The sequence below is a fragment of the Kitasatospora atroaurantiaca genome (assembly GCF_007828955.1).
Lineage (GTDB): Bacteria > Actinomycetota > Actinomycetes > Streptomycetales > Streptomycetaceae > Kitasatospora > Kitasatospora atroaurantiaca.
The window spans coordinates 1,768,802-1,793,675 of sequence record NZ_VIVR01000001.1; the positions used below are offsets into that span (position 1 = coordinate 1,768,802).

Annotated in this window: 23 protein-coding genes and 1 riboswitch; of the genes, 6 read left to right on the forward strand and 17 right to left on the reverse strand. The window is 71.8% G+C overall.

All coding sequences use genetic code 11. The features are described from left to right. Position 1: 1 nt before the first annotated feature. The 8 genes from FB465_RS07935 to FB465_RS07970 all read right to left on the reverse strand — a co-directional run bounded on the left by FB465_RS07935 (position 2) and on the right by FB465_RS07970 (position 8,812). Positions 2 to 1,204, reverse strand: a complete 1,203-nt coding sequence (locus FB465_RS07935) for a ferritin-like domain-containing protein (RefSeq protein WP_170290520.1) — start codon at positions 1,202 to 1,204, stop codon at positions 2 to 4. Beyond that, positions 1,201 to 3,111 (reverse strand): GMC family oxidoreductase, encoded by a 1,911-nt coding sequence (locus FB465_RS37440; RefSeq protein WP_145788935.1) that lies wholly within the window; start codon positions 3,109 to 3,111, stop codon positions 1,201 to 1,203. The genes FB465_RS07935 and FB465_RS37440 overlap by 4 nt, the downstream gene beginning before the upstream one ends. Continuing rightward, the gene (locus tag FB465_RS07945; RefSeq protein ID WP_145788937.1) at positions 3,108 to 3,590 is read right to left on the reverse strand and encodes a hypothetical protein; all 483 of its coding nucleotides are present in this window, start codon (positions 3,588 to 3,590) and stop codon (positions 3,108 to 3,110) included. The genes FB465_RS37440 and FB465_RS07945 overlap by 4 nt, the downstream gene beginning before the upstream one ends. Beyond that, positions 3,590 to 5,272: an FAD-dependent oxidoreductase gene (locus tag FB465_RS37445; RefSeq protein WP_145788939.1), complete on the reverse strand. Its 1,683-nt coding sequence runs from the start codon at positions 5,270 to 5,272 to the stop codon at positions 3,590 to 3,592. The genes FB465_RS07945 and FB465_RS37445 overlap by 1 nt, the downstream gene beginning before the upstream one ends. A 4-nt stretch (positions 5,273 to 5,276) precedes the next feature. Beyond that, on the reverse strand, positions 5,277 to 5,969 hold the full coding sequence (locus FB465_RS07955; protein ID WP_145788941.1) for a TNT domain-containing protein: 693 nt from the start codon (positions 5,967 to 5,969) through the stop codon (positions 5,277 to 5,279). A gap of 170 nt (positions 5,970 to 6,139) precedes the next feature. Then, positions 6,140 to 6,778: a response regulator gene (locus FB465_RS07960; RefSeq protein ID WP_145797205.1), complete on the reverse strand. Its 639-nt coding sequence runs from the start codon at positions 6,776 to 6,778 to the stop codon at positions 6,140 to 6,142. A gap of 20 nt (positions 6,779 to 6,798) precedes the next feature. Continuing rightward, positions 6,799 to 7,899, reverse strand: a complete 1,101-nt coding sequence (macS, locus tag FB465_RS07965) for a MacS family sensor histidine kinase (protein ID WP_145797206.1) — start codon at positions 7,897 to 7,899, stop codon at positions 6,799 to 6,801. A gap of 100 nt (positions 7,900 to 7,999) precedes the next feature. Further along, positions 8,000 to 8,812, reverse strand: a complete 813-nt coding sequence (locus FB465_RS07970; RefSeq protein WP_246192567.1) for a lysophospholipid acyltransferase family protein — start codon at positions 8,810 to 8,812, stop codon at positions 8,000 to 8,002. Positions 8,813 to 8,972: 160 nt separating this feature from the next. On the opposite strand from FB465_RS07970, the gene FB465_RS07975 reads away from it, so the two are divergent. The 3 genes from FB465_RS07975 to FB465_RS37450 are packed head-to-tail and all read left to right on the forward strand — an operon-like array spanning position 8,973 to position 10,529. Then, the gene (locus FB465_RS07975; RefSeq protein WP_145788943.1) at positions 8,973 to 9,758 is read left to right on the forward strand and encodes an alpha/beta hydrolase; all 786 of its coding nucleotides are present in this window, start codon (positions 8,973 to 8,975) and stop codon (positions 9,756 to 9,758) included. 10 nt (positions 9,759 to 9,768) lie between these two features. Next, positions 9,769 to 10,344, forward strand: coding sequence for a hypothetical protein (locus FB465_RS07980; protein ID WP_246192568.1), 576 nt, complete (start codon positions 9,769 to 9,771; stop codon positions 10,342 to 10,344). A 50-nt stretch (positions 10,345 to 10,394) separates the two neighbouring features. Continuing rightward, positions 10,395 to 10,529, forward strand: a complete 135-nt coding sequence (locus FB465_RS37450) for a hypothetical protein (RefSeq protein ID WP_281292328.1) — start codon at positions 10,395 to 10,397, stop codon at positions 10,527 to 10,529. 101 nt (positions 10,530 to 10,630) lie between these two features. Here FB465_RS37450 and FB465_RS07985 read toward each other — a convergent pair whose 3' ends face one another. The 5 genes from FB465_RS07985 to FB465_RS08005 form a co-directional block, all read right to left on the reverse strand. Continuing rightward, positions 10,631 to 11,401: an endonuclease/exonuclease/phosphatase family protein gene (locus FB465_RS07985; protein ID WP_145788947.1), complete on the reverse strand. Its 771-nt coding sequence runs from the start codon at positions 11,399 to 11,401 to the stop codon at positions 10,631 to 10,633. A gap of 256 nt (positions 11,402 to 11,657) precedes the next feature. Further along, the gene (locus tag FB465_RS07990) at positions 11,658 to 12,599 is read right to left on the reverse strand and encodes an ROK family glucokinase (RefSeq protein ID WP_145788949.1); all 942 of its coding nucleotides are present in this window, start codon (positions 12,597 to 12,599) and stop codon (positions 11,658 to 11,660) included. Between the two features lie 196 nt (positions 12,600 to 12,795). Continuing rightward, positions 12,796 to 13,062 (reverse strand): DUF5304 family protein, encoded by a 267-nt coding sequence (locus FB465_RS37875; RefSeq protein WP_145788951.1) that lies wholly within the window; start codon positions 13,060 to 13,062, stop codon positions 12,796 to 12,798. 48 nt (positions 13,063 to 13,110) lie between these two features. Next, the gene (locus tag FB465_RS08000; protein ID WP_145788953.1) at positions 13,111 to 14,292 is read right to left on the reverse strand and encodes an ArsA family ATPase; all 1,182 of its coding nucleotides are present in this window, start codon (positions 14,290 to 14,292) and stop codon (positions 13,111 to 13,113) included. Then, positions 14,292 to 14,723, reverse strand: coding sequence for an SRPBCC family protein (locus tag FB465_RS08005; protein WP_145788955.1), 432 nt, complete (start codon positions 14,721 to 14,723; stop codon positions 14,292 to 14,294). The genes FB465_RS08000 and FB465_RS08005 overlap by 1 nt, the downstream gene beginning before the upstream one ends. Before the next feature lie 284 nt (positions 14,724 to 15,007). Here FB465_RS08005 and FB465_RS08010 point away from each other — a divergent pair, with 284 nt between their 5' ends. After that, positions 15,008 to 16,801, forward strand: coding sequence for an AMP-dependent synthetase/ligase (locus FB465_RS08010; protein ID WP_145788957.1), 1,794 nt, complete (start codon positions 15,008 to 15,010; stop codon positions 16,799 to 16,801). Between the two features lie 166 nt (positions 16,802 to 16,967). On the opposite strand, the gene FB465_RS08015 is transcribed toward FB465_RS08010, so the two are convergent. Further along, entirely contained in the window at positions 16,968 to 18,104 is a 1,137-nt protein-coding gene (locus FB465_RS08015; RefSeq protein WP_145788960.1) for a glycosyltransferase family 4 protein, read from the reverse strand. A 226-nt stretch (positions 18,105 to 18,330) separates the two neighbouring features. Here FB465_RS08015 and FB465_RS08020 point away from each other — a divergent pair, with 226 nt between their 5' ends. Further along, entirely contained in the window at positions 18,331 to 19,695 is a 1,365-nt protein-coding gene (locus FB465_RS08020) for a glycosyltransferase family 87 protein (protein WP_246192569.1), read from the forward strand. Between the two features lie 145 nt (positions 19,696 to 19,840). Further along, positions 19,841 to 20,749: a carbohydrate kinase family protein gene (locus tag FB465_RS08025; protein ID WP_145788962.1), complete on the forward strand. Its 909-nt coding sequence runs from the start codon at positions 19,841 to 19,843 to the stop codon at positions 20,747 to 20,749. A gap of 25 nt (positions 20,750 to 20,774) precedes the next feature. On the opposite strand, the gene FB465_RS08030 is transcribed toward FB465_RS08025, so the two are convergent. From FB465_RS08030 to FB465_RS08040, 3 genes are all read right to left on the reverse strand, one after another. After that, entirely contained in the window at positions 20,775 to 21,893 is a 1,119-nt protein-coding gene (locus tag FB465_RS08030) for a hypothetical protein (RefSeq protein ID WP_145788965.1), read from the reverse strand. A 170-nt stretch (positions 21,894 to 22,063) separates the two neighbouring features. Beyond that, a complete protein-coding gene (locus FB465_RS08035; RefSeq protein ID WP_145788967.1) occupies positions 22,064 to 23,128 on the reverse strand; it encodes a C40 family peptidase in 1,065 nt (354 codons plus the stop codon). Positions 23,129 to 23,349: 221 nt separating this feature from the next. Beyond that, a complete protein-coding gene (locus FB465_RS08040) occupies positions 23,350 to 24,396 on the reverse strand; it encodes a C40 family peptidase (protein ID WP_145788969.1) in 1,047 nt (348 codons plus the stop codon). A gap of 10 nt (positions 24,397 to 24,406) precedes the next feature. Continuing rightward, positions 24,407 to 24,559: riboswitch (cyclic di-AMP (ydaO/yuaA leader) on the reverse strand. Positions 24,560 to 24,874 lie beyond the last annotated feature (315 nt).

Genomic DNA, 24,874 nt, shown 5'->3' on the forward strand with positions numbered 1-24,874 from the left:
GTCAGGACAGGCCGGTGAGCAGCGCCGCGACGCCGCCGAGCCCGCCGTCCAGCTGGGAGCGGGCCTCGCCGAAGTGCGTGCCGTAGATCTCGTAGGTGGGGCAGGCGTGCAGGCCCTGGTCTCGCAGCTCCTCGTCCGGGTGCGGGTTCCGGTACAACTGCTCGGCGAGATCCCGTAGTTCGAGCATCGCCGGGACGGCCGCCTGGATCCGCTTGGGCTCGCCGTCGTACGCGGCCTGCAGGTGCAGCAGCAGCCGGGCGTAGACCACGTTGAAGTCGCCGGCCGCCTTTCGGACCTCGCCCTCCGGGTACTCGGCGACCGTGGCCTCCGGCGGGATCGGGTAGGCGTCCTCCCAGCTCACGACCAGGGCGGGGCCGGTGGGCCCGGAGTAAGGGGTGTCGTGCGGCCCGTACTTGCGCTCCTGGTAGATCTCCATGAAGCGGAAGAAGTGCGCCGGCTCCTGCGCCTCGCCGAAGAGCTGGTGGTCGGAGTTGTAGATGGTCTCCGCGACTCCCTCGCCCTGCTCGGTGATGACCCGGATCGCCTTCAGTGCGGTGGCCAGGTCGTGGATCTCGAACACCTCTCCGCCGGAGTTGAAGAAGTCCTCCGGGCCGACCTGCTTGCGGTCGCTGTCGAAGAGCTTGCGCTCCTTCTCCTTGGTCGACGCGAGGTTGAGCAGGCCCTGGCGGATCGTGTTGTAGAACTGGCCGATGGACGTCCAGCCGTCGTCGTCGGCCACGGTGGGGTGGCCGGGCAGCTCGGCGACGTCCTCGGGCCGTTCGATGAAGAGGAAGGTGCGCAGCGCCTCCGGGCCGAAGTGGCGCAGCGCGACGGGCACCTTCTCCTTGGCGTACGGCAGCGTCACCGGGTAGTCGGTCACGAAGTCCGGGTGGGCCACCACGGGCTTGCCGCCGACCGCGTTGATCAGGTTGGCGACCAGCGTCATGTGGAGCATCTCCTCCAGGACCACGGCACGGATCGCGTAGAACGCCTCGCGGTTGGTGCCGGGCTTGAGGGTGTACATCGCCGTCAGATAGGGCGGGATGGTCAGGTGCTCCAGCGCGAGCGCGGCCTGCAGGAAGTACCGAAGCTCCTCGACGGTCTCCGGGACCTTGAACGGGGGCTGCTCGAGCTCCGCGACCCGGCCCACGATGTCGGTGAAGGGGTACTGCCAGTCCGTGACAGCGGTATCGGTGGTGGTCACTTCGCGGCCTCCGGGCGGTCGGCGGGGGAGGTCCCGACCCCGGCCATCAGCGGCCGGTGCAGGTCCATCAGGTCCCGGTGGATCTGCTCGGCGCTGCGCAGCGCCAGGGCGGTCATGGTCAGCGACGGGTTGGAGGTGCCGATGGACGGCATGCTCCCGCAGCCGACGGCGTACAGGTTGGGGTGGTCCCAGGTGCGCTGCCACTGGTCGACCACCGAGTTGGCCGGAGCGGTGCCCATGATGTGGGTGCCCGCACCGTGGCCGGCGCCGTGGAACTCGAAGGGCGCGCCCTCGTACTCGAAGAAGCTCGGCGACTCGTCGGAGTAGCAGGTGTGGCTCTCGGCCCGCAGCTGCACGAAGATCTGCTGCGAGACGTGCTGGGCGACGGCCATCCCCTCCTTCACATGGTCGGAGAGGTCGTAGGTGAGGACCGGCCGGTGGTTGCCGAGCCGGTCGCGGTACCGGCGGTCGATGGTGACGCGGTTGCGGGCCTCCGCGTCCTGCTCCATCTCGAACTGGAAGGCGAACTGGCGCCCGATCTCGTCGCCGAGCTCCTCGCGCAGGCGTCTGCCGTACACCGCCTTGCCCCGGGGCTTCTGGGTGCTGAACGGGATGCCGAGCTTGCCCGCCACGTCGCTGCCCGGCGAGAAGGCCGCCCAGATCCACCCCCAGTTGGCGATCACGGCGCGGAAGGGCGCGTGCGAGGACCGGGTGTCGCCGGTGCGGAAGGCCTCCAGGGCGGAGGTGGAGCCGGGCCCCCGGTACGGGCCGACCGGCTGGGGCATCAGGCCCCAGGTGAGCATGACCGGGTGGTCCATCAGGTTGCGGCCGACCTGGTCGCTGCTGTTGGCCAGCTGCGAGGCCAGCAGCAGCTTGGCGTTCTCGATCGCGTGCGCGGCGAGCACCACGATGTGCGCCTCGGCGGTGTGGGTGGTGGCCACCGGCGCCGCCGGGTCGTCGTACGCCTGGTACTCGACCCCGAAGACCCGGCCGTTCTCACCGGCCAGCACCCGGGTGACGACGGCGCGGGCGGCGAGGGTGACCTTCTGGCTCCAGGCGGCCTGGGTCTTGAGCGGGTTGTACTTCGCCTGGACGGGGCAGATCGGCGTGCAGGAGGAGTTGCCCACGCAGCGCTCGCCGTAGTTGGGCAGCCCGGCCGCCTCGACGGGGCGGTAGCCCTTGCCGCCGTCGTACATGTTGTTGGGCGTGCTGTTGCGGCCGTGCGGGGTGTTGACGACCTTCAGCTCGATCGGCTCGGAGGTGTGGGCCGAGTCGACGCGCGTGCCGTCCAAGTCCCTGGCCAGCACCCGGTCGAGGTAGCTGCTGGGGATCTCGTGCATCGGGAAGACGTAGTCCTCCGGGAACGGCAGCCCGATCTCCCGCTTCTGCTCGGCCACATCGCCCGAGACGCCGATCTCCCGCTCGGCCGCGCGGTAGTAGGGCTCCAGGTCCTCGTAGCCGATCGGCCAGTCCAGGCCGTAGTCGTACGTGGTCCTGACCTGGAAGTCGGTCGGGTGCATCCGGGGGGTCAGGCCGAGCCAGTGCATGAAGGTGCCGCCGTTGGCCCGCAGGTAGTCGGTGCCGTACGGGAGCGGGCCGTTCTGGACGAGGTAGCCCTTCGACTCGTACCCGCCGCCCGGCTTGGACACGGTGTGCAGCACGTCGGACGACGGGGCCGCCTCGTTGGGCCGGTACGGGGAGTTGGGCACCTTGGCGAGCGCGGCGTAGAAGGTGTTCATCGCGTCGAGGTGCCCGGGCCAGGTGTCCAGGGTCTGGGTGCCCGCCTCCAGGACGAGCACCCGCCAGCCCTGGTCGCCGAGTTGCTTGGCGACCATGGTGCCCGCCAGCCCGGCGCCGACCACGATCACGTCGTACTTGTGGCCGTCGAGTTCACGTGCGTGGTTCATGACGTTCCTCCTGCCTGCTGCTGCGGCGCGGGGATCTCGGGGGCGCCGGGCGGCGGGGCCGCCCAGGTGCCGAAGCCGGGCGGCTTGGCCCCCGGCGGGTGACCGTGGAACGTCCGCCAGACCAGTCCTTCGACATAGGCCTCGGGGGCGGCGGTGAAGGCCACGTTGGGCTTCTCCCGGCGCAGCTTGCCGTGGGCGGAGGCCGACAGCTGCGGCCAGACACCCAGGTACCAGAGGTGGGTGACGGCACGGGCGATGTCCTGCGCCACCTCGTCCTGGATCTTCTCCGGGTCCCTGTCCGCCCGGTCCAGGGCGAAGACGAACTCCTGGTAGGCGGCCTCCCCGACCTGGTCGATCATGGTCTCCAGGTAGAGCTCGGCCATCCCGGTGCCGTACAGCTCGAAGGTCTCGAAGCCGGTCAGCAGGCGGGAGACCTCGACGAATCCGTCGACGGTCTCGCGCGGGTACGTGGTCGTCATCAGCCCGCCTTCCTGGTCAGCTTGTCGGCCAGCCGCAGCCCGAGCGCGACGGCGGCGAGGGTGGGGTTCCACGAGCCGCTGCTGGGGAAGGTCGCCGCGCCGGCCACATGGACGCCGCCCACCCCGTGCGGGCGGCCGAGGTGGTCGGTGACGGAGTCTGCGGCGGTACTGCCCATCAGCAGCGTTCCGGACTCGTGCACCAGCAGCTTCTTGCGCCGGTTCGGCGGCGGCCCGCTGATCCACCCCTTGTCCCAGTACTGGGGGGTCTGACCGTTCGCCAGCAGCCCGACGAGGGCGTCCGCGGCCTTCTCCATGGCGTTCTCCAGGGCCAGGTCCGCGGCGCTCGGGACGATCTTGACGCCGGGTCTGCCCTTCGTGTCCACCGTGACCTGGGAGGCGCCCGTCAGCTCGCCGCGCCACTCGCCCAGGCAGTGCACCAGGAAGCCGATGTGCTCGGAGTCGGTGAGCTGGGTGAGGAACTCCTGGTCGAAGGAGTCCGGGATGAGCCGGTAGAGGTCGGCGACGGCGTCGGCCGGCCTGGGGTTGGAGGCGGCCATCAGGTGGATGTGGAAGTCCCGGGCGTCGCCCGGCTTCCCGCCCGGCGGGCGGTGGGTGCCCTCCAGGTAGGTGCAGGAGATCTGCAACCGGTCCGGCAGGTCGGGGTAGGCGGCCCTCGGCACCCGTACGGTGAACCAGTTGGCCACGTGGCCGCCCAGGTTCTTGCCGGCCAGCGGGCTGAGGGCCTTGGGGAAGGCGTGCATCAGCAGCCCGGTCGGCTCGATCACCCCGGTGGCCAGCACCACCGGGGTGCCGTTCAGTTCGAGCTTGTCCTGGCTGGTGAGCAGGGTCTTGGCGACCTGCAGGCCGTCCTTCTGCTCGGCCTCGATCCCGAGGACCTCGCACTCGGCGACCACCGAGAGCCGGGGCTTGCCGGCCTGCCCGTTCACGGCGTACCGGACGGCGGCGTCGAGCAGCAGCGGGACCGGGCTGAACTTGCGGTACCCGAGCGTCGAGGTGGTCGCGCGGGAGGCCAGCGGGGTCTCCAGGTCACGCTCGCGGGAGTAGTCCACGAAGTCGGGCAGCGCGGGCAGACCGTCGAACAGGCGCCGGACCAGCCGGGGGTGGAAGGTGTCGAACTCCGGCCCCATGTCGGAGGGTTCGACCGAGCCCAGCAGCTTGCGCGCGGCGCCCCAGTAGGGCCGCAGCTCGTCGAGCACCGCGTCCGGCCACCCGGGCATCTGCTCGCGCGCGGGCTGCGGGATCCAGGTGCTCCAGAACAGCGCCCGGCCGCCGAGGAAGGGGATCTGCGGCGCCAGCCCGTACCCGTCCTTGGGGATGATGTCCCAGGGTTCGGCGACGGCCTTGGTCATCAGCGGCTGGTACACCGGGTCGAGGTTCTGCACGTGCTCCGGGAGCAGGAAGGGGCCCTTCTCCAGGAGCAGGACCCGGAACCCCCGCTGCAGCAGCCGGTGCACGATCGCGCAGCCGACCGCCCCGCCACCGACCACGACGACGTCGTAGGTGTCCTTGCGGCAGTCGGCCAGCCGCTTGAAGTACCGGCTCTCCACCGGCCCGGCGGCCCCGGCGGCCCGGCCCGGGGACCAGGCCGGCTGGTCCGGAAGCTGTCCGTCGAGGTCCAGCTGGGTGAGGCCGGGAGCGAGTTCTTCGAGGGAGTCGCTCATCGCGTCACGCCCGGTCGAGGTAGTGGTTGGTGATCAGCCAGGGCAGGATCTTCTTGTCGTCCTGGGGGACGCCCGGGATGTCGGCCAGCAGGGTGTGGTCCAGCTGGAACTGGGTGCCGTCGCCCGGCTGGTTGAAGTACGGGGCGGTGGTGCCCCGGTAGACCTTGAACGGCTTCTTGACCACGTAGTCGTGGTAGACGACCGGCTCGACCAGACCCTGCGGCGGCATGGCGCGCTTCGCGTACGGCGTCCCGGCGAGGGCGAGGTAGGCGCCCTCCTCGGAGCCGAAGCGGTCCAGGGCGGTGTTCACCTCGACCTCCACGTCCTTCTTGTCGAGCAGGGTCCGGCCGTCCTCGCCGACCTTGAACCCGTTGTTGCTCGGGTACTTCCAGCGGCCCCTGGAGCCCGCCGCCGGGTCCCAGTAGGTGCGCAGGAAGTCCTTGGAGCTGAGGCCGCCGAACCGCTGGTAGTCCTTCACCAGCTCGCCGAGCTTCCCGGTGGTGGGCAGCTTCGCGGGCCCGAGCTTGCAGTCGCCGTCGAAGCAGTTCGGGTCCGCCTCGGGTTCGTCGGCGACCGGTGCGTCGGCGGCGACGGCCGCGGGCGGGGCGGCCTGGGCGGAGGCGGGCGGGACGGACAGCGCGATGGCCGGGACCGCGAGAACCGCCGCGGCGAGTACCGACAGAGTCTTCCTCTTCACATTTTCCCCAGCGCGTTTATTCGTGCACGACTTATGTCGCCGAATTTCTAGCAGGGGTGGAGAGGTGACGGGAAGTCAGAGTTACGGGCTTTCACCCGTACGCCGGAAAAGACATATAACGTGGGCACTCGACGGGATCGGGTGAACCCAAGGGGCCTCGGCTGCCGCACCTACTCGTCGTCGAGGCCCTGCTCGATCGCGTAGCGCACAAGCTCGACCCGGTTGTGCAGCTGCAGCTTGCCGAGGGTGTTCTGGACGTGGTTCTGCACGGTGCGGTGCGAGAGCACCAGCCGGTCCGCGATCTGGCGGTACGACAGGCCCTTGGCCACCAGCCGCAGTACCTCGGTCTCGCGGGCGGTCAGCTGCGGTACGGCGGGCGAGGCGGCGGGAGCGGGTTCCGCGGCCAGCCGACGGAACTCCCCCAGGACGAGCCCGGCCAGCCCCGGGGTGAAGACCGGGTCGCCGACGGCCGTACGGCGCACGGCGTCCAGCAGCTCCTCGCGCCCGGCCGACTTGACCAGGTAGCCCGTCGCGCCGGACTTCACGGCCTCCAGGACATCCGCGTGCTCGCCGCTCGCGGAGAGCACCAGAACGCGCACCGACGGGTCGTACGCCACCACCTGGCGGCAGACCTCGACGCCCGGCAGGCTCGGCAGGTTGAGGTCGAGCACCACCACCTGCGGCGACGAGGCCCGCGCCCGGCGGACGGCCTCCTCGCCGTCCCCGGCCGTGGCCACCACGTCCAGGCCCGCCTCCGCGAGATCGCGGGACACCGCCTCGCGCCACATCGGGTGGTCGTCCACCACCATGACCCGTACCTGATCCACGGTCACTTCTCTCTCCTCGGCACCCGAAGCTCCACCTCGACGCCCTCACCCGGCACGGAGTACAGCTCGGCCGTACCGCCGAGGTCCAGAAGCCGGCCGCGGATCGACTGGGAGACCCCGAGCCGCCCGGCCTTCTCGGCCTCGCCGAGGCGGCCCGCCGGGTAGCCGGGCCCGTCGTCGCGGATGCTCACCGTGACGGCCTCGGGCTCGTCCTCGATCAGGATCCAGGCGCGCGCCCGCTCACCCGCGTGCCGGTGCACGTTGTCCACGGCCGCCCCCACGGCGGCGGCCAGCTCGCCGGCCACCGGGCCGGCGAGCAGCACCGGCGTACCGGGGGCGGAGACGGTGATCCGGTCGTCCGCGTACGGGGTGAGCAGCGTCCGCAGGTCCTGGTCGGCCCCGGCCTGCCGGGGCAGCGGGCCGCCGGTCATCAGGGTGCGCAGCGCGCGTTCCTGCTCGCCGGCCAGCCGGCCGAGCTCCCCGAGGTCACCTTCACGGCGCTGCACCAGGGCGAGCACCTGCAGCACCCCGTCGTGGATGTCCCGGGAGAGCCGCTCGCGCTCCCGGGTGGCCGCCTCGACCTGCAGGGCCCGGGTGAGCGCCGCCTCGCTGGCCCGGGCCAGCTCGACCACGTACCCGATGGCGCAGCCGGCCACCATCAGCAGCACGATGTTGTGCAGGTTGTCGGGGGAGACACCGCCGTGGCCGACGATGTTGGCCGCCCCGATCACCGTGCCGGCGAGGGCGGCGGGCTTCCAGCCGCCCTTTCCCGCGAAGCCGAGCACCGTCCCGGCGGCCCAGATGGTCGGCAGGGTCAGGGCGCCGCCGTGGATCCGGGCCGGGGTGTCGATGATGCCGCTCATCACCACGCCGGTCACGGCGAAGGCCAGGTCGGCGGCCAGCACGTACCAGGTGCAGCGCAGCGGGCCGGCGAAGGCCCGGGTGCTGGCGAGCGTCCAGAGGGTGAGGGCGCCGAGATAGATCCAGCCGGAGACGGGGTGGAGGTAGTCCAGGTAGGCGTTGAAGTAGCGGAACAGCGCGTACGCCAGAGCCATCACCCGGAAGTACGAGATCGCCCGCCAGAGCGGCATCTCGACGGACATCCCGCCCGCCGCCAGGGTGCCGCCGCGGACTGCCACCGTGCTGGTGGGCCGTGCCAGTTCGGCTCTGTGGTCCGCCATCTGCCCCCCTACCCCTACCGCGTTACGCCGAGTCCTTGCCCTTGCCGTCCTTGCCGCCCGCCTCGGCCTCGGCGGCCTTCTTCTCCGCCTCCTGCTGCGCCTTGAGCGCCTTCTGCTCGGCCTTGCGCTCGGCGTCCGCGCGCTTCTTGTCGTCGGCGATCTGCCGCTTGGCGGCGGTCGCGTAGATGTCGACGTACTCCTGGCCGGACAGCCGCATGATCTCGTACATCACCTCGTCCGTCACGGAGCGGAGGATGAAGCGGTCGTTCTCCATGCCCTGGTAGCGGGAGAAATCGAGCGGGCGGCCGATCCGGATGCCGGGGCGGATGCCGAAGTTGGGCACGACCTGGCCGGGCGGCTGGACCTTCTCGGTGTCGATCATCGCGACCGGGATCACCGGGGCGCCGGTGGCCAGCGCGACGCGGGCCAGACCGCCGACCTTGCCGCGGTAGAGCTTGCCGTCGGGCGAGCGGGTGCCCTCCGGGTAGACGCCGAACAGCTCGCCGCGCTCGATCACCGCGACCGCACTGCGGATCGCCGCCTCGCCCGCGCCGCGGACGCCGGAGCGGTCCACCGGGAGCTGGCCCACGCCCTTGAAGAAGGCCGCGGTGAGCTTGCCCTTGAGGCCCGGGGTGTTGAAGTACTCCGCCTTCGCGATGAACGTCACCCGGCGCTTCATCAGGGCGGGAAGGAAGAAGGAGTCCGAGAAGGACAGGTGGTTGCTCGCGATGATCGCGGGCCCCTCGTCGGGGATGTTCTCCGCACCCTCTATCCACGGCCGGAAGAAGATCCGCAGCAGTGGTGCGACGATCATCTTCATCAGTCGGTAGAACAACCCGGGCCTCCTGTTATGCGGACCGGTCGATCCTAATGCCCCGCCGCCTTCGCGTGCGCACCGGCAGGCGGTAGAGGGGCTGTACGGGGCGCGGGACGGCGTGGGACGATGCGGCTCCCGACCCCGCCACGCCCCGCGCCGCCCGCGAAGGAGCCCGCAGATGCCAGTGCTGCCCGGTGCCGAACCGTTCCGTCACAAGGGCGGGCCGGTCGGGGTCCTGCTCGTCCACGGCTTCACCGGCTCCCCCCAGTCGATGCGTCCCTGGGCCGACCGGCTCGCCGCCGCCGGGCTCACGGTCTCGGTGCCGCTGCTGCCGGGCCACGGAACCCGCTGGCAGGACCTGCAGCTGACGCGCTGGGAGGACTGGTACGCCGAGGTGGACCGCGAGCTGCGGGAGCTGGCCGAGACCTGCGAGCAGGTCTTCGTCTGCGCGCTCTCCATGGGCGGCTCGCTGGCCCTGCGGCTGGCGGCCCAGCACGGCCCGGCCGTCTCCGGGGTGGTGCTCGTCAACCCGTCCGTCCGCTCCGACAACCCCGCAAGTGTGCTGTTGCCGGTGCTCCGTCACCTGGTTCCGAGCCTGCCCGGGGTCGCCAACGACATTGCGCTGGAGGGCTCCAACGAGCTCGCCTACGACCGGACGCCGCTGCACGCCGCCTGGTCACTGGCCCGGCTGTGGAAGACCGTCCAGGCGGGAATGCCCGACGTACGTCAGCCAGTTCTACTGCTTCACAGCCCGCAGGACCACGTGGTCTCGCCGGCCAACTCGGAACTGGTGCTCGCCCGGATATCCTCGACCGATGTGACAGAGCTGCTCTGCGAGCGCAGCTACCACGTGGCGACGCTGGACCACGACGCCGAGCTGATATTCGAGGCGAGCCTCGAGTTCATCAGGCGGCTGGCCCCGGCTGCTTCCGCGGATGTGAATGCCGAGAACCACCTGGGCTGAAGGGCCGGCAGTGCACGAGACCAACACGGCGGGCGGCGACGACGAGCTGCCCCGGGACGGCAGCGCCAAGAGCGAGCCCGCCGGCGAGCCGGACGCGCCCGTACGGCGCCCGAAGGCCGGCAGCCAGGCCGAGCAGGACGCGATCTTCGCGGCCCTGGTCGCCCAGTTCGACGACCCGGTGGACCTCAACAACCCCGAGTGGCCGGAGATCGAGAACCTCCGCGCCCGGGACGACCTCGCCGACCTGGCCCCGCAGCCCCGGCCCCGCCCCGCTGAACCGAGCCCCGGTCTCGCTCGCGGTCCGCGTGACTACGAGGCCGCCGAGGACCCGGACGAGGGCCACTTCGTCCCGCCGGAGCCCCCGCCGCTCCCCGAGGCGGACACCACCACCAAGTTCGCCTGGCTCGCCGTCCTCGGCGGCCCGGCCCTGCTGCTGTTCGACTCCGTGGTCTGGCGCGAGGTCGCCGGCTGGCCCGCGTGGGTCGGTGTGAGCGCCTTCCTGGGCGGCTTCGTCACCCTGGTGGCCCGGATGAAGAACCACGACGAGGACGAGCCCGAGGACCCGAACGGCGGCGCGGTCGTCTGACGCCGGCTCAGAAGGCCGATGCGGCCCGGCCGGCCTTCCTGCGGCGGAACTTGGAGAGCGGCTCCTCCACGGTCGAGGCCGTCCTCTACGCCACCCAGACCGACGGCACGGTCAAGGTCTACCAAGGCACCTACACCGTCTCCAACGGCGTCCTGGTCGGCGCCAACATCCGCCAGGTGAGTTAGAGGCTCCGCCAGTAGGCGGGCAACAGATCAGGACCGGGTACCACAGGGGCCCGCTGCCTTACCTACTGTCGGGATGCCCTTGGTCGGTCACCGTCGGGCGGTTACGCCCGGTCCGGTGGAACGCGGACGACGGCCAGGACCGGCAGGTGGTCGGTGGCGGCCAGCAGGTCGGCGGGCGAGACACCCGGGAGGCCGTGCGGGACGCCACAGGCGAGGACCTTCAGGCTCTGGGTGGTGAAGACGGCGTCGATGCGCTGGTGGGGGTTCTCGGGGACGGAGGTGAAGGTGCCGCCCCAGGGGGCGGTCAGGTGGGCGTCCTGGAAGTCCGCGGCCAGCCGCTGCCAGCCGGGGCCGTCGGGGTGCTCGTTGAAGTCGCCCGCGATGATGCCGTGCTCGCCCGGTGAGAACTGGGTGGGCAGTAGGCCGAACTGCCGGAAGCGTTCGTCGGGGTCGAGGCTGAGGTGGCAGCTGGTCACCGCGAAGGGGGCCGAGCCGCCGATCCGTACCAGCGCGGTGGCGAAGCCCCGGGCGTGCAGGCCGCGGGTCTTGGGGAGCAGCCGGTCGCGGGTCTCCAGGACGTCGACGGCGAGCCTGCCGAGCAGCAGCGGGCCGGCCGCGATCCGGCCGCCGCCCGAAAGGATGACGGTGCCGGTCTGCCGGGCGAGCCAGGCGGCCTGGCCCTCGGGCCGCCAGTAGCGGGGCGACTCCTGAAGGCAGATCAGATCGGCCGCGCAGGCCCGGATCACCCGCACCAGCGCGTGCCGGTCGTCGCGCAGCGAGCGGATGTTGTAGCTGAGCAGGCGGACGCGGCGGCCGCCGTCGGGCTCGGCCCCGGAGGGCGGCAGTTCGGGAAGCTCGGTTTCCGGACTCACCCGGGAAAGGCTAGGCCCTGTCCGGCCGATCTTGTCGGATCAGCGCGCGGCGGTGGGCGCCCGGCTGGGCGTTTCGGCGGATCGGCCTCGTACTGGGTCGTACCTGGCCGATCCGCCGACGCGTAGAGGCGGGATGCCTGGGGGTACCTCCCGACCGAAGGCTGGGGGCGCGTCGTGCGCCCGGCAAGATCGGCCGGACAGGGCCTGTCGGCGAGGCGGGAGCACCGGCTCCTGCCTCGCCGTTCGGGGTGAGAACTCAGACCCGGGCGAGGTCGCCCGCGCCCGAGATGCCTGCGGCCGAGCCCATCGAGGCCAGGACGACCTCGGCGCGGGGGCGGTGGGCGCCACCGGTCAGGTACTTGCCGAAGGCCTTGACCACGGGGTCGAGCAGCAGGCTCCCGGAGTCGGAGACGCCGCCGCCGAGTACGAAGACGGCGGGGTCGAACAGCGCGGCGAGGTCGGCCATGCCGCGGCCCAGCCAGTCGGCCAGCTCCTCGTAGCACTCGAGGGCGAGCGGGTCGCCCTCCTCGGCGGCCTGGGTGATGTGGATGCCGCGGATGGTCTCGGCCACATCGTCGTTGAGCTCCAGCATCCGCTTGCCGTGGATCGGATCGGCCGCGGCCTTCTCGCGGCCGTAGCGGCGCAGCGCGCGGCCCGAGCCGTACTGCTCCCAGCAGCCCCTGCCGCCGCAGCCGCACAGCAGGCCGTCCGGAACCATGTTGAGGTGACCGATCTCGCCGGCCACGCCGAAGCGGCCGCGGTGCAGCCGGCCGTCCAGGACGATGCCGCCACCGATGCCGGTGCCGACGGTGATCAGCACCATGTCGCTGTAGGCGGCGGCCGCGCCGAAGCGGAACTCGGCCCAGGCGGCGCAGTTGGCGTCGTTCTCGACGACGGTCCCGAGGCCGGTGAGCTCCTCGATCCGGGTCCTGAGCGGCTCGTTCTCCCAGGCGATGTTGGGCGCGAAGATCACCGTGGAGCGCTCCCGGTCGACGAAGCCCGGGGCACCCACGCCCACACCGGCCACGTCCGGGTACTGCTCCTTGAGCTCGCGTACGGCCTGTGCGATGGCGTCGACCGCCCACTGGGGGTCGGCCGGGGTGGGTACCCGAGTCCTGGCGAGGATCTCGCCGTTCTCGTCGACCACGCCGGCCGCGATCTTCGTACCGCCGACATCGACGCCGATGGTCAGAGCCATGTGTCCCTCAGCTATTCACTCGTTCCCGCTGAGCGGAACGGTACCCGCACAACGGTGCTCCCGTACACACCGGCGCATACATTAACCGAAGACAATTTGAGCGAAAGATGGGAGGGCGTCTTCAAAAGTCGTACGGTTTGCCTCGCTGGGTGATGAGCCTGGGCCGTACGGTGACCACTCCTGACCTGCGGCTTCACTAGTTGTCTGACGGTCCGTCAAGGTCGATGGGCTCGCTGTCGGCGTGTCCGGGGCCGGCCCAGCGCCGCTCGTGGCCGGAGACGGCCGCCCGGTACGCGGCGAGCAGTTCGCCCCCTGCGGCGGCGAGATGTCCGTACACCTCCGGGTTCTGCTCGCGCAGCTTCCCGCCGAACTCCTGGGCCTTCTCCCCCACCGCGGAGGCGAACCGGCGGACCTCCTCCACCAGGGGTCCCAGCTCGGCGGCAAGGGGCTGTTCGTCGGCCATCGGGAGCCTCTCCTCAGGCGGCCACCCACGGCCGCGGTCCACCCGAAACTACCGGACGTCCCCGCCGCTGCCACGGGGCCAGAGCGCCGGGTCCGGCGCGAAGCGGACCGAGAGCACGCCGTCGGCGAGCCCCGCGCCGCTCACCGTGCAGCGGCGCAGCGCGGAGGGCAGCAGGACGATCCGACGGTACGCACCGATGCCGACCACCAGTTCGTCGCCGCGCCGCACCAGCTCCAGGTCGGCCCGGTCGGCGCCGGGCAGGGCGAGGTGCCAGACCAGCAGGCCGTCCTCGGCGAGCCGGTCCTCGACCCGCCAGGGGGTCTCCCGGGGAACGGGCTGCGCCCCGTCGCCGTAGAGCTCGGCGGCCATCCCCTCCAGCGTCGCCTCCGGCTGGCGGCAGGTCAGCACCGGTACGTCGAAGTGCCCGGCGAGCTCGGCCAGCCGCTCGCGCTGGCGGGCGGCCAGGGCGGCGAGCCAGGGGTCGGGCGAGTCGACCGCCATGGCGGGCAGCGCCCGGTGGACGATCACGGAGTCCAGCCGGTGCCCGTGGAGGGCCAGGCCCGAGCGGATCCGGCGCAGCTCGTCGGGGCTGTGGGTCTCGGCATCGACCACCAGCCGGACGGAGGTGCCGGGCGCCTCGATCACGGAGCGGGCCTCGGCGAGCGCGGCAGCGGCCCAGGTGCGGGCCTCGAAGAGCCAGTCGGCGGGCATCGGCACCCCGGCCACCGCGGCGAGCAGCGGGCGCAGCGCGCGGGCGGCCTGGCGCTGCTCGGGCAGCAGCCGGGCGAGGTAGCGGTCGAGCTGTTCGGGCAGGGCGAGCGCGGCGATCAGCTCGGCGGGATGCGGGGCTGCCACGACCAGTACGTGGGCGTCGGCGGCGCGCAGCGCGCGGAGCAGGGCGAGCTGCCGGGTGCCGGGGAGCGGGGTGAGCTCCTCCGGGTCGAGCGGGGTAGCGCCGATCAGGTCGAGGGCCGGTCCGAGGCGGCCGCCGAGCTCGCCCAGCGCACCTCGGAAGGCCGCCTGCTCGTCGACCCGGGCGACGGTGAGGCCGTCGGCGTACGGGGCGGGCTGCTCGGTGAGCCGTACGCCGAGCACGGTGTCCAGCGTGCGGTGCGGGTCGTCCGCGGCGAGGAGCAGCGTGCGCCTGCCCTGCCCGGCGGCGTGCAGCGCGGTGGCGGCGGCCACCAGCGGCGAGCCGTCACCGGTGACGAGGATCGTCCGGGACGCCACTATCCCTCGACGCGCTTCTTCAGGCCGGCGAGCGCGCGGTCGATGATGACCTTCTCGGCCTTGCGCTTGATCATGCCCAGCATCGGGATCTTCACGTCGACGGCGAGCTGGTACGTGACCTCGGTGCCGCCCTTGGCGGCCGCGAGGCTGTACGAACCGTCCAGGGCCCGCAGCATCTGGCTCTTCACCAGCGTCCAGCTGACCTCGCGGTCGGCGTCCCAGGTGTAGGCGAGGACGTGCTCGTCGCGGATCGCACCGGCGTCGAGCAGCAGGCGCACCTGGGCGGCCCGGCCGTTCTCGGCCGTCTCCATCACCTCGATCTCCTTGACCTCGCCCGTCCACGCCGGGTACGCGGCGAAGTCCGCGATCACCGCCATGACCTCGGCCGGGGTCGCGTCGATGATGATGCTCGACCTGGTGTGCTCCGCCATGGAACGGCCCTCCGCGTCTCTTCAGGTGTGCGCCCAGGGCAGGTTATCGCGATCGGAGATCGCCACAGTTCGCGGCCCTGAGCCGAAGGGCGAGTCACCGGGCCTTGGAGGGGCTTGGGCTACCGGCGGGTTTCATCGGTGCTGTCGTAAGGTGCGAGTCGAAACGATCCCTCCACGGCCCTGCGGTGTGACTCTTCGAACAACGGGGCCGACCCCCCTGGCCGAATCCACCTACCGGGCAGTAACGTCCTGCCGTCCCGCAGCGTCGCAGACGAGGAGCAGTCTTGCTCGAGTTCAGCCTTCCGGCCCGCTACCAGGTACCGAGCGGCGGTAACCTCTCCGACCTCGTCCACCAGAACGCCGAGCAGCACCCGGGCGTCGCGGTACTCAGCCGCAAGGCGGACGGCCACTGGACGGATCTGACGGCTGCGCAGTTCCTGGCCGAGGTGCACAGCGCCGCCAAGGGCCTGATCGCCGCCGGCATCGAGCCCGGTGACCGGGTGGGCGTCATGTCCCGCACCCGCTACGAGTGGACGCTACTGGACTTCGCGATCTGGTGCGCGGGCGCGATCACCGTGCCGGTGTACGAGACCTCCTCCGCCGAGCAGGTCGAGTGGATCCTCGGCGACTCCGGGGCCGTCGCCGTGGTGACCGAGACCGACGCGCACGCCGCGGTGGTGGCCGAGGTCCGCGACCGGCTGCCGGAGCTGAAGAACACCTGGCAGATCGAGAAGGGCGCGCTGGCCGAGCTGGCCGAGGCGGGCGCGAAGGTCGCCGACACCACCGTGACCGAGCGCCGCTCGATCCCGACGGCCGACTCGATCGCCACCATCGTCTACACCTCGGGCACCACCGGCCGCCCGAAGGGCTGTCAGCTGACGCACGGGAACTTCCTGGCCGAGCTGGGTAATGTGACGGCCCGTCTGGAGCCGCTGTTCCGTACCGGCGAGAGCTCCGTCCTGCTCTTCCTGCCGCTGGCACACGTGCTGGGCCGGATCGCCGAGATCGCCGCGGCCATCGCCCCGATCAAGCTGGGCCACGTCTCAGACATCAAGGACGTCACGGCCGAGCTGGCCTCCTTCCGGCCGACGCTGATCCTCGGTGTGCCGCGGGTCTTCGAGAAGGTCTTCAACACCGCGCGGGCCAAGGCCCAGGCCGACGGCAAGGGCAAGATCTTCGACCAGGCCGCCGACACCGCCATCGCGTACAGCCGGGCGCTGGACCAGGGCGGCGCCTCGCTGGCGCTGAAGCTCAAGCACAAGGTCTTCGACAGACTTGTCTACAGCAAGCTGCGGGCGGCGCTGGGCGGCCGGGCCACCCATGCGATCTCCGGCGGCGCCCCGCTCGGCGAGCGGCTGGGCCACTTCTACCGCGGCATCGGCTTCACCGTGCTCGAGGGCTACGGCCTCACCGAGACCTGCGCGGCCACCGCCTTCAACCCGCACGACAAGCCGAAGATCGGCACCGTCGGCCAGCCGCTGCCCGGCTCCTCGGTCCGGATCGCCGAGGACGGCGAGGTCCTGCTCAAGGGCCCGCAGGTCTTCACCGGCTACTGGAACAACCCGACCGCCACGGCGGAGGCCCTGCATGACGGCTGGTTCGCCACCGGCGACATCGGCAGCCTCGACGACGAGGGCTACCTGACGATCACCGGCCGGAAGAAGGAGATACTCGTCACAGCGGGCGGCAAGAACGTCGCCCCCGCGGTGATCGAGGACCGGATCCGGGCGCACGCGCTGATCGGCGAGGTGATGGTGGTCGGCGACCGCAAGCCGTTCATCGCCTGCCTGGTGACCGTGGACGAGGACTTCTTCCCCAAGTGGAAGGAGCTCAACGGCAAGCCGGCCGAGGCCACCGTGGCCGACCTGCGGGAGGATGCGGACCTGCTGGCCGCGCTCCAGGCGGCCGTGGACGACGGGAACCTGGCGGTCTCCAAGGCCGAGGCGGTGAAGAAGTTCCGCGTCCTGGACACCGTCTTCTCCGAGGCCAGCGGGCACCTCACCCCGTCCCTCAAGCTGAAGCGCAACCTCGTCCTGAAGGACTTCGCCGCCGACGTCGAGGCCCTCTACCAGCGCTGAGGGCTCTTCATCTCCGGAGCTCGGGGCACATCAGGAATTCGGGGAAAATCAGGGGCGCGGGGAACTGCGCGAATCGGAAGGCAACTGCGGTCAGCCGGGCCCGGTGGCCTACCGATTCGCGCAGTTCCCCGCGCCCCCGTGGCTTGCCCGATCTCCCCGGAGGGGCTCAGGCGGCCAGGAGGGACGTGAGGCGGCCGGCCAGGAGGTCCCAGCGCCAGGAGCGTTCGACCCAGCGGCGCCCGGCCTCCCCCATCTGCCGCCGCAGCTCCTCGTCGTGGAGCAGCCGGACGATCCGCTCCGCCAGCACGTCCGTCGAGCGCCCCGGGACGACGTACCCCGTCTCGCCCTCCAGCACGGCGTCCGGCGCCCCGCCCGAGTCCCCCGCCACGACCGGCAGGCCGGTCGCGGAGGCCTCCAGGTAGACGATGCCCAGGCCCTCCACGTCCAGCCCGCCCCGGCGGGTGCGGCACGGCATCGCGAAGACGTCCCCGGCGCCGTAGTGCGCGGGCAGCTCGGACCACGGCACGGCCCCGGTGAACCGCACCGACGAGGCGACCCCGGTGGCCTCGGCGAGCTTCTCCAGGTCCGCCTGGTACGGGCCGCCGCCGACGATCAGCAGCACCGCGTCCGGTACGTCTGCGAGGATCTGCGGCATCGCCGCGATCAGCGTGTCCTGGCCCTTGCGCGGCACCAGGCGTGAGACGCAGACCACCACCGGACGGTCCGTCAGCCCGAGCCGCGCCCGCACCTCGGCGCCGCCGGAGTCGGGGCGGAAGGTCTGCTCGTCGACGCCCGGCGGCAGCTGGACCATCCGCTTCGCCGCCTCGGGGCCGACCGCGGAGGCGATCCGGGAGCGGGTGTACTCGCCGAGGTAGGTGAGCGTGTCGGTGCCCTCGCCGATCCGGCGCAGCAGCTGACGCGAGCCCGGCAGCTGGGCCCAGGCCGCCTCGTGGCCGTGGGTCATACCGAGCAGCCGCCCGGCACCGGCCCGGCGCAGCGCGGGGGCCATCAGCCCGAGCGGGGCGGCGGCGCCGAACCAGACCGAGTCGCAGCGCTCGGCCTTGAGGATCTCGGCGGCCCGCCGGGTGACCCTGGGCGTGGGCACCATCATCTTCGTCCGGTCGCGTATCACCGGGAACGGCTGCTCGGCGTCGAACCGCGCGACCTCGCTGCCGTCCCGCCAGGTCGAGGCGTACACCACGACGCTCCCTGCGGGCTGGCGGACGGCCATGTTGTGGACGAAGGCCTGGATGCCGCCGGGCCGCGGCGGGAAGTCGTTGGTGACGATCAGGGTCTTGTGCATGCCACGGCTCGCTCGGTCGGGGGGTGCTCGGTGTACCGCTCGGTGATCCGTACCATAGGTCAACACCACGGCTCGCCGGGAACGCGGCAAGGCAGCGCAACCGTTTCCGTCCCGGGCCGGTCCAGACAGGTAAGGCCCTACGGTGGGCCCGGGGGGCACACGGTTCCCGTTGGAGGGCGTCCCGACGCCTGCGGTTCTGTGACGTCCGAGACGAACGAGGAGCGCAGTGGAGTTGGTCCCGGCCGGTGTCACCGGCAACACCGGCAGTACCGCGCTGCCCGCTCCGCGTCCCCCGGCAGGCGGGGCGCTCTGGGCGCTGGCGGCCGGCTGGCTCGTCACCCGGGTACTGATCGTGCTGATGGTGGTGGGCGTCATCCGGATCTCCGGCACCGATGTCACCGCCGACGTCTCGGTGATCTACCACGGCTGGTACGAGGTGCTGCAGACCGGCACCTTCCCGCTCGACGACGTGACCTGGCAGTACCCGCCCGGCGCGGCCCTGGTGATCCTGCTGCCCGGCCTCCTGCCGTGGTCCTACCTGGTCTCCTTCTACGTGCTCTGCGGGATCCTCGACGCGCTCGCCATGGGCCTGCTGACGCGGGCCGGGACGCGCCGGGGCCGGAGCTTCACCGGTGCCTGGGTGTGGGTCGCGGGCGTGCCACTGCTCGGTCCCACTGTCTACTGCCGGTACGACATCATCGTCACCGCGATCGCCGTCGCCGGGCTGCTGGCGCTGCTGCGCCGTCCGGCGATCGGCGGCATCCTGCTGGGCCTCGGCGGCCTGGTGAAGATCTGGCCGCTGCTGGCGCTGGCGGGCACCCCGCGCGGCCGCCGGACCAGGCGCTCCTGGACGGCCGCGCTGGCCGCCCTGAGCGCACTGGGCTTCCTGCTGGCGGCCGGGATGAACGGCGCCTTCGAGTTCCTCAAGTTCCAGCGGGACCGGGGCATCGAGGTCGAGTCCCTGGGCGCGCTGCCGCTGCACTTCGCGCGGCTGGCGGGCGGCTGGAACGGCCAGGTGTCGATGAACTACGGCTCGGTGGAGCTGCTCGGTCCGTGGGTGCCGGTGATCTCCAGGGTCTCGGTGGCGGCGACCCTGCTCGGCTTCGCCTGGCTGCTGCTCTGGCGGCTGCGGGCCAAGCGCTGGCAGCCGTCCACCACCTATGACGCGGCGCTGGCCGCGCTGCTGCTGTTCACCGTGACCAGCCGGGTGATCAGCCCGCAGTACCTGGTGTGGCTGGTCGGGATCGCGGCCGTCTGTCTGACGGTGCGGGGCACCAGCCAGAAGCCGGTCGCGGTGCTGATCCTGGTGGCCACGCTGGTCACCACGGTGGAGTTCCCGGTGCTCTTCGGCCAGGTGCACGACAGCCGGCCGTGGGGCGTGACGGTGCTCACCGTACGGAACCTGCTGCTGCTCGCCGCCGCCCTCGTCTCCTGCCGCCGCCTGTGGCGGTCCACCCGCGCCCCCGAACCGGCCCGGACGGTGGTCCTGCCCGCGCTGGAGCCCGCCGGCTACCCCGTACGGCCGGGGATCGCGTACGAGCAGGACCTGCTGGACGGCCTGGACCGGCCGATCGTCGTCGACCGCCCCTGAGCGACCGCCGCCGAACGGCCACCCCCGAACGGGATCTCCAGAAAGTTTCCGCAAGGCCTTGCAGGCGGCCGCCGCCCGATGGAAACATCGGCACGCCGCCTGACGCACCGTCGGCCGGCCACCTCCGCACGCACCGAGGGGCCCCATGTCCGAGTACGACATCCTGGTCGTCGGCGGAGCCGGCGTCGACACCATCGTGCGCGTCGACCGGCTGGAGATCCCCGACGCCGACTCGGTGTACGTCCCCCCGGTGATCGACTACGTCGGGCACACCGGGAACGGGGTGGCCCTGGGCTGTCACACCCTCGGCCTGCGCACCAAGTTCATCGACTTCCTCGGCGAGGACCCGCAGGGCGCGATGATCCTGGAGGCGTACGGTCGGCGCGGCCTGGACTTCAGCCACCTGCTGTCCCCCGCCGGCACCCCGCGGGGCATCAACCTGGTGGACGCGGACGGGCTGCGCTTCTCCTTCTACGACGGCCGCCACCCGGCCGGCCTGCAACTCCCCCGCGCGTTCTACCTGCCCTTCCTGGAGCAGGCCGCCCACGTGCACCTGTCCATCACGGGCATCAACCGCGAGCTCTACCAGGACATCCACCGCCTGGGCCTGAGCTGCTCCACCGACCTGCACGCCTGGGACGGCGAGGACGAGCACCACCGCTTCTACGCGCTCCGCTCGGACCTGGTCTTCCTGTCGGTGGCCGGCTGCCGGGGACGCCACGAGGAGGTCATGCGCTCGGTCCTGGCCGAGGGCCGGGCCAGGCTGGTCGCCGCGACGGCGGGCGGCGAGGGCAGCTACCTGCTCACCCGGGAGGACGACACCGTGCGGCACTTCCCGACGGTCGACCCGGGCCAGCCGGTCGTGGACAGCAACGGCGCCGGGGACGCCTTCGTCACCGGCTTCCTCAGCTCGTGGTTCGCGGGCCGGCCGGCCGAGGAGTGCATGCTGGCCGGCGCCGTCGCCGGGGCCTTCGCCTGCACCAGTGCGGGCACCCACACCGACTTCATCGGTGCCGGGCAGCTCGCCGCCCAGGTGGCCGCGCACCGGAGCTGACCGACCGGCGGGGCCGGACGGCGCCTCAGCCCGCGAGCCGTGCCGTCTCGGCGACCCAGAGCTTGGTGAACTCGGCGATACCGGGCCCGAGCCGGTCGCGCATCACCCGGTCGAGCCAGACGTCCCGGTCCGCGGGCGGCCCCTCCGCCCCCACCGCGCGGTAGAACGCGACCAGCCGGTCCGTGCCGAACCGACGGGCGATCAGATCACAGGCCAGCCAGGAGAGTTCGTACGCCTGGGCGATCCCGGCGGAGCCCGCCGCGAAGTCCGCGTCGGCGGGCAGCGACTGCGGGATCCGGCCCGCTGCGACGTCCCTGGCGAGCTCGGGGGCTATCTGGCGGGGGGTGCGGCCGGTGCCCCGGTACCCGGTGAAGTCCGCGACGCCCTCGGAGAGCCACAGCGGCGTCCAGGCCCGGGTGTCGGCGCGGGTGGCGACATGGGTCGCCTCGTGGGTGGTGACGACCCGCCGCCCCAGCTCGGTGAGCCCGGCGAAGGCCTCCGGGTTGATCAGCACCCGGTCCGCGGGGGCGTGCAGCGGGGCCCCTGCGGCGGCCGTGGTGACCGCGGCGATGCCCTGGTAGTCGGCCGCGGGGACGCCCAGCAGTTGGGCGAACTGCACCTCGGTCGCAGGGATCTCGACCAGCAGGCGGCCTGCCCAGCCGGTGCCCCAGACCTCGCTCACGGCCGGTACCGCCCGGTCGGCCACCGCCACCGTGGGCGCCAGCTCGCTCTCCCCGGCCGGGCCGAGGACCAGGCTGTGCTTTCCGCGTACCGCGTGGACGACCCCCTGGTCCCAGAGCGCGGACGGCCCCGTCGGCTGGTCGCCCGAGAGCAGCCAGCCGCCACCGGCCCGGACGAAGGACAGCTTGCGGGCCATCACCGCGGGGTGGTCGTCGACGTCCTGCAGCCGGAAGCCGAACTCGGCCGTGGCGGTCAGCCGGTCGGCGGGCCCGGGCTCCTCGAAGTCCGTGAGCCGGTAGAAGACGTCGGCGAACGGCACCTGCACCATCCGGGCCAGCGCCTCGCGCTGGGCGGTCCTGGCCTCCGGGGTGACGCCGGCCAGCAGGGCGGCCAGGTCGACCTGGTGCAGGGCCCTGGCCCGCTCGGCGAGCAGCGCCTCGATCCCCGGCCGGGCCGAGGGCACGGCGATCGCCGGGGACGCCGTGACGGTCCGGACGGCGGGCCGGGTGAACGGCAGCGAGAGCTGGGCCAGCCCGCCGGCCGCCAGCAGCAGCGCACCGCGCCGGGACAGCGTGCAGCGACCCGCCTCGGCGGACCGGGGCAGGTCGGTGACCAGCGGCTCCTCGTCGGTGCTCAGACTCGCACCACCCCGGCGACCGGCATCGCGTTGACACTCTCGTAGCGGACCTTGGCGCCCGGGTAGGGCGCGTGCACGACGACGCCGCCGCCGGCGTACATGCCGACGTGGTGCATGTCCCTGTAGAAGATCACCAGGTCTCCCGGTCGTGCCTCGGACAGACTCACCCGCTGCCCCGCGTACGCCTGCGCCTGCGAGGTACGCGGCAAGGTCACTCCGGCCTGCCGCCAGCTCCAGTACATCAGACCGGAGCAGTCGAAGGTGCGCGGGCCGGTGGATCCGTAGACGTACGGTGAGCCGATCTTGCTGATCGCGGCGGCCAGGGCGGCGGCGGCCCGGTCGGAGGAGGGCGGCAGATTGCCGAGGTCGAGCCGGTCGAGGCCGCGGGTGGCCCGCTTCTCGGCGTCCCTGGCGTCCTCGGCGACCATCCGGGCGCGCTCGCCCGCACCGAGGGTGTTCAGCAGGCGCTGGGCCTTGGTGAGCCGCTGCTGGACCTCCTCCTTGCTCTCGGCGAGCGCACGGCGGACCTCCTCCAGCTCGGCGAGTTTGGCGGTGGTCTCGGCCCGCCGCTGGTCCAGTCGCCGCTGACGGTCGATCACCTGGTGCAGCGTGTCGTTCTGGCGCGCGGCGGCCTGGTCGAGGCTGCGGGCCCGGTTCAGGTAGGCCGCGGGGTCGGAGTCCAGCATCAGCTGGACGGCCGGGTCGATGCCGCCGGCCCGGTACTGGGCCGCCGCGACGACCCCCAGGTCGGCGCGCAGCCGGTTGAGCTCCTCCTGCCCGGCCGCCACCTGCCCCTGCAGGGCGCCGGTCTCGGCCTGAAGCTGCTTCTGGTACTCCTGGGCGGCGTTGAACTTCTCGGAGGCCTGCTCGGCCTCGTCGTAGAGCTGGTCCACCTGGGCCTTGACGTCCTTCTTGGAGGGCGGCTCGGCGGGCGCGGCGGGCGCCGCCTGGGCGCTTCCGCCGACCGCCATGCCGAGCGCGGTGGTCGCGGCTGCGGTGAGTACCAGCGCACGGGCCAGCCGGTGTGCGCCTGGCAGCTGGGAACGGCGGTGCATCGACATGCGGCGACTCCATTCCTGCGGCCGGGCCACCGCCGCCGCCCGGGATGGGCGGCCGTCCGTGCGGAGGTCCGGGGGCAGACGTTAGCGAGTCACAGCGATCTAGTCCAAACCCCCGTAACACCGAATATTTGACCCCTAATCGGACATCAGCTCGACGAACCCGGAGATGCCGCAGGCCCGGCACCCATGAGGGGGCCGGGCCTGCGGGGAGGAGTACGGGATCAGACCCGGACGATGGCCGCGATCGGCATCACCGTGGCGGACTCGTACCGGACCACCGCGCCCGTGTGCGGGGCGTGGATGATCTGGCCGCCGCCCACGTACATGCCGACGTGGTGCATGTCGCTGTAGTAGATGATCAGGTCGCCGGGCTTGGCGTTGGCGATGTTGGTGCCGACGTTGGTCCCGGCCGAGGCCTGCGACTGCGAGGTACGCGGGATGGAGACACCCGCCTGGGCGTACGCCCACTGCATCAGACCCGAGCAGTCGAAGTTGGTCGGGCCGGCCGCGCCGTAGACGTAGTCGGCGCCGAGCTTGCTCTGGACGGCGGCGATCGCGTTGGCGGTGTACGAGCCGGACGGCACGTTGCTCAGGTCGACGCGGGTCTGGTCGCGCGAGGCGCGGGAGCTGGAGGCGGCCTTGGCCTCGGCGGCCGCGAGGTCGTCGCGCTCCTTCTGGGTCAGCGAGTCGAGCAGGGCCTTGGCCTTGGCGAGCTTGCCCTTGACCTCGTCCTTGCTGGCCTTGAGGTCCTTGGTGGTCGCGTCCAGCTCGGCGAGCTTGGACTGCGCCTCGGACTTCTGCTGGTCGAGCCGGCGCTGCTGGTCCTTGAGGGTCTTCAGCGCGTCGCTCTGGCTGGCACCGAGCTGGTTCAGCGAGCCGGCCTGGCTGAGGAAGGAGTCCGGGCTGCTGGAGAGCATCAGCTGGACGGTCGGCGAGATCCCACCGCTGCGGTACTGCTCGGCCGCGATCTCGCCGAGGCTGCCCTGAAGGGTGCTCACCTCGGCCTGCTGCCGCGCCACCTGGTCCTGGAGGTTGCCGACCTGCTTCTGCAGGGTCTGCTGCTTCTCCGTCGCCGCGTTGTACTTCTCGGTCGCCTGCTCGGCCTGCTCGTTGAGCTGGTCGACCTGGGCCTTGACCTCGTCCTTGGTGGGCGCCGGGTCGGCGTGTGCACCGGACTGCGAGGAGAGGGCCACGGCCGCTGCGGCGGCAGCGGTCATGATCGAGACGCGGGCACGGCTGGCAGGCTTGGGACGACGATGGGACGCCACGAAGGCGGACTCCTTCTTCCTACGTCCGCCTACCGGGTGAGCTGACGGGTTCGGGCTGGAAGAGATGCCCTACGACGCCTCACCGGCAGCTGACTGCCGACCTGGCGCCGATTCACCCCGAGGAACGTGGTTCCCCGGCTCCGATCCACAGCACCCCTTCCGGGGCTTCCCCGTAGGACAGTTGACCTGCCCCGCTGTTTCTCGGACTCGGCGGTAGCCACCGCCGCCACCCAGGCTGGGTGATCGACTGTGCGGTGGCTCGAGGCATGACCCTAGTAACGAAACCGTGATCCGTTCAAATCCTTGTAGGTAAAAAGTCGGAATGACGGCCAAGTTCGCTTGTGATTACGACCGAGGGTGACGGAAAAAGCACGTTCGGCTGATGAATTCTCATCATATGGACGCGAAAGGGCCCACCGGACGTGTTCCGGATCACAGGAACATTTCGGTGGGCCCGCGCGTGTCACCGTGCGTCAGA

Coding starts and splice junctions, on each gene's coding strand:
- FB465_RS37440 (WP_145788935.1), bottom strand. CDS start 3,111: ATGAACCACGCACGTGAACTCGACGGCCACAAGTACGACGTGATCGTG.
- FB465_RS07945 (WP_145788937.1), bottom strand. CDS start 3,590: ATGACGACCACGTACCCGCGCGAGACCGTCGACGGATTCGTCGAGGTC.
- FB465_RS37445 (WP_145788939.1), bottom strand. CDS start 5,272: ATGAGCGACTCCCTCGAAGAACTCGCTCCCGGCCTCACCCAGCTGGAC.
- FB465_RS07960 (WP_145797205.1), bottom strand. CDS start 6,778: ATGGTGGTGGACGACCACCCGATGTGGCGCGAGGCGGTGTCCCGCGAT.
- macS (WP_145797206.1), bottom strand. CDS start 7,899: ATGTCCGTCGAGATGCCGCTCTGGCGGGCGATCTCGTACTTCCGGGTG.
- FB465_RS07975 (WP_145788943.1), top strand. CDS start 8,973: ATGCCAGTGCTGCCCGGTGCCGAACCGTTCCGTCACAAGGGCGGGCCG.
- FB465_RS07990 (WP_145788949.1), bottom strand. CDS start 12,599: ATGGCTCTGACCATCGGCGTCGATGTCGGCGGTACGAAGATCGCGGCC.
- FB465_RS37875 (WP_145788951.1), bottom strand. CDS start 13,062: ATGGCCGACGAACAGCCCCTTGCCGCCGAGCTGGGACCCCTGGTGGAG.
- FB465_RS08005 (WP_145788955.1), bottom strand. CDS start 14,723: ATGGCGGAGCACACCAGGTCGAGCATCATCATCGACGCGACCCCGGCC.
- FB465_RS08015 (WP_145788960.1), bottom strand. CDS start 18,104: ATGCACAAGACCCTGATCGTCACCAACGACTTCCCGCCGCGGCCCGGC.
- FB465_RS08025 (WP_145788962.1), top strand. CDS start 19,841: ATGTCCGAGTACGACATCCTGGTCGTCGGCGGAGCCGGCGTCGACACC.
- FB465_RS08035 (WP_145788967.1), bottom strand. CDS start 23,128: ATGTCGATGCACCGCCGTTCCCAGCTGCCAGGCGCACACCGGCTGGCC.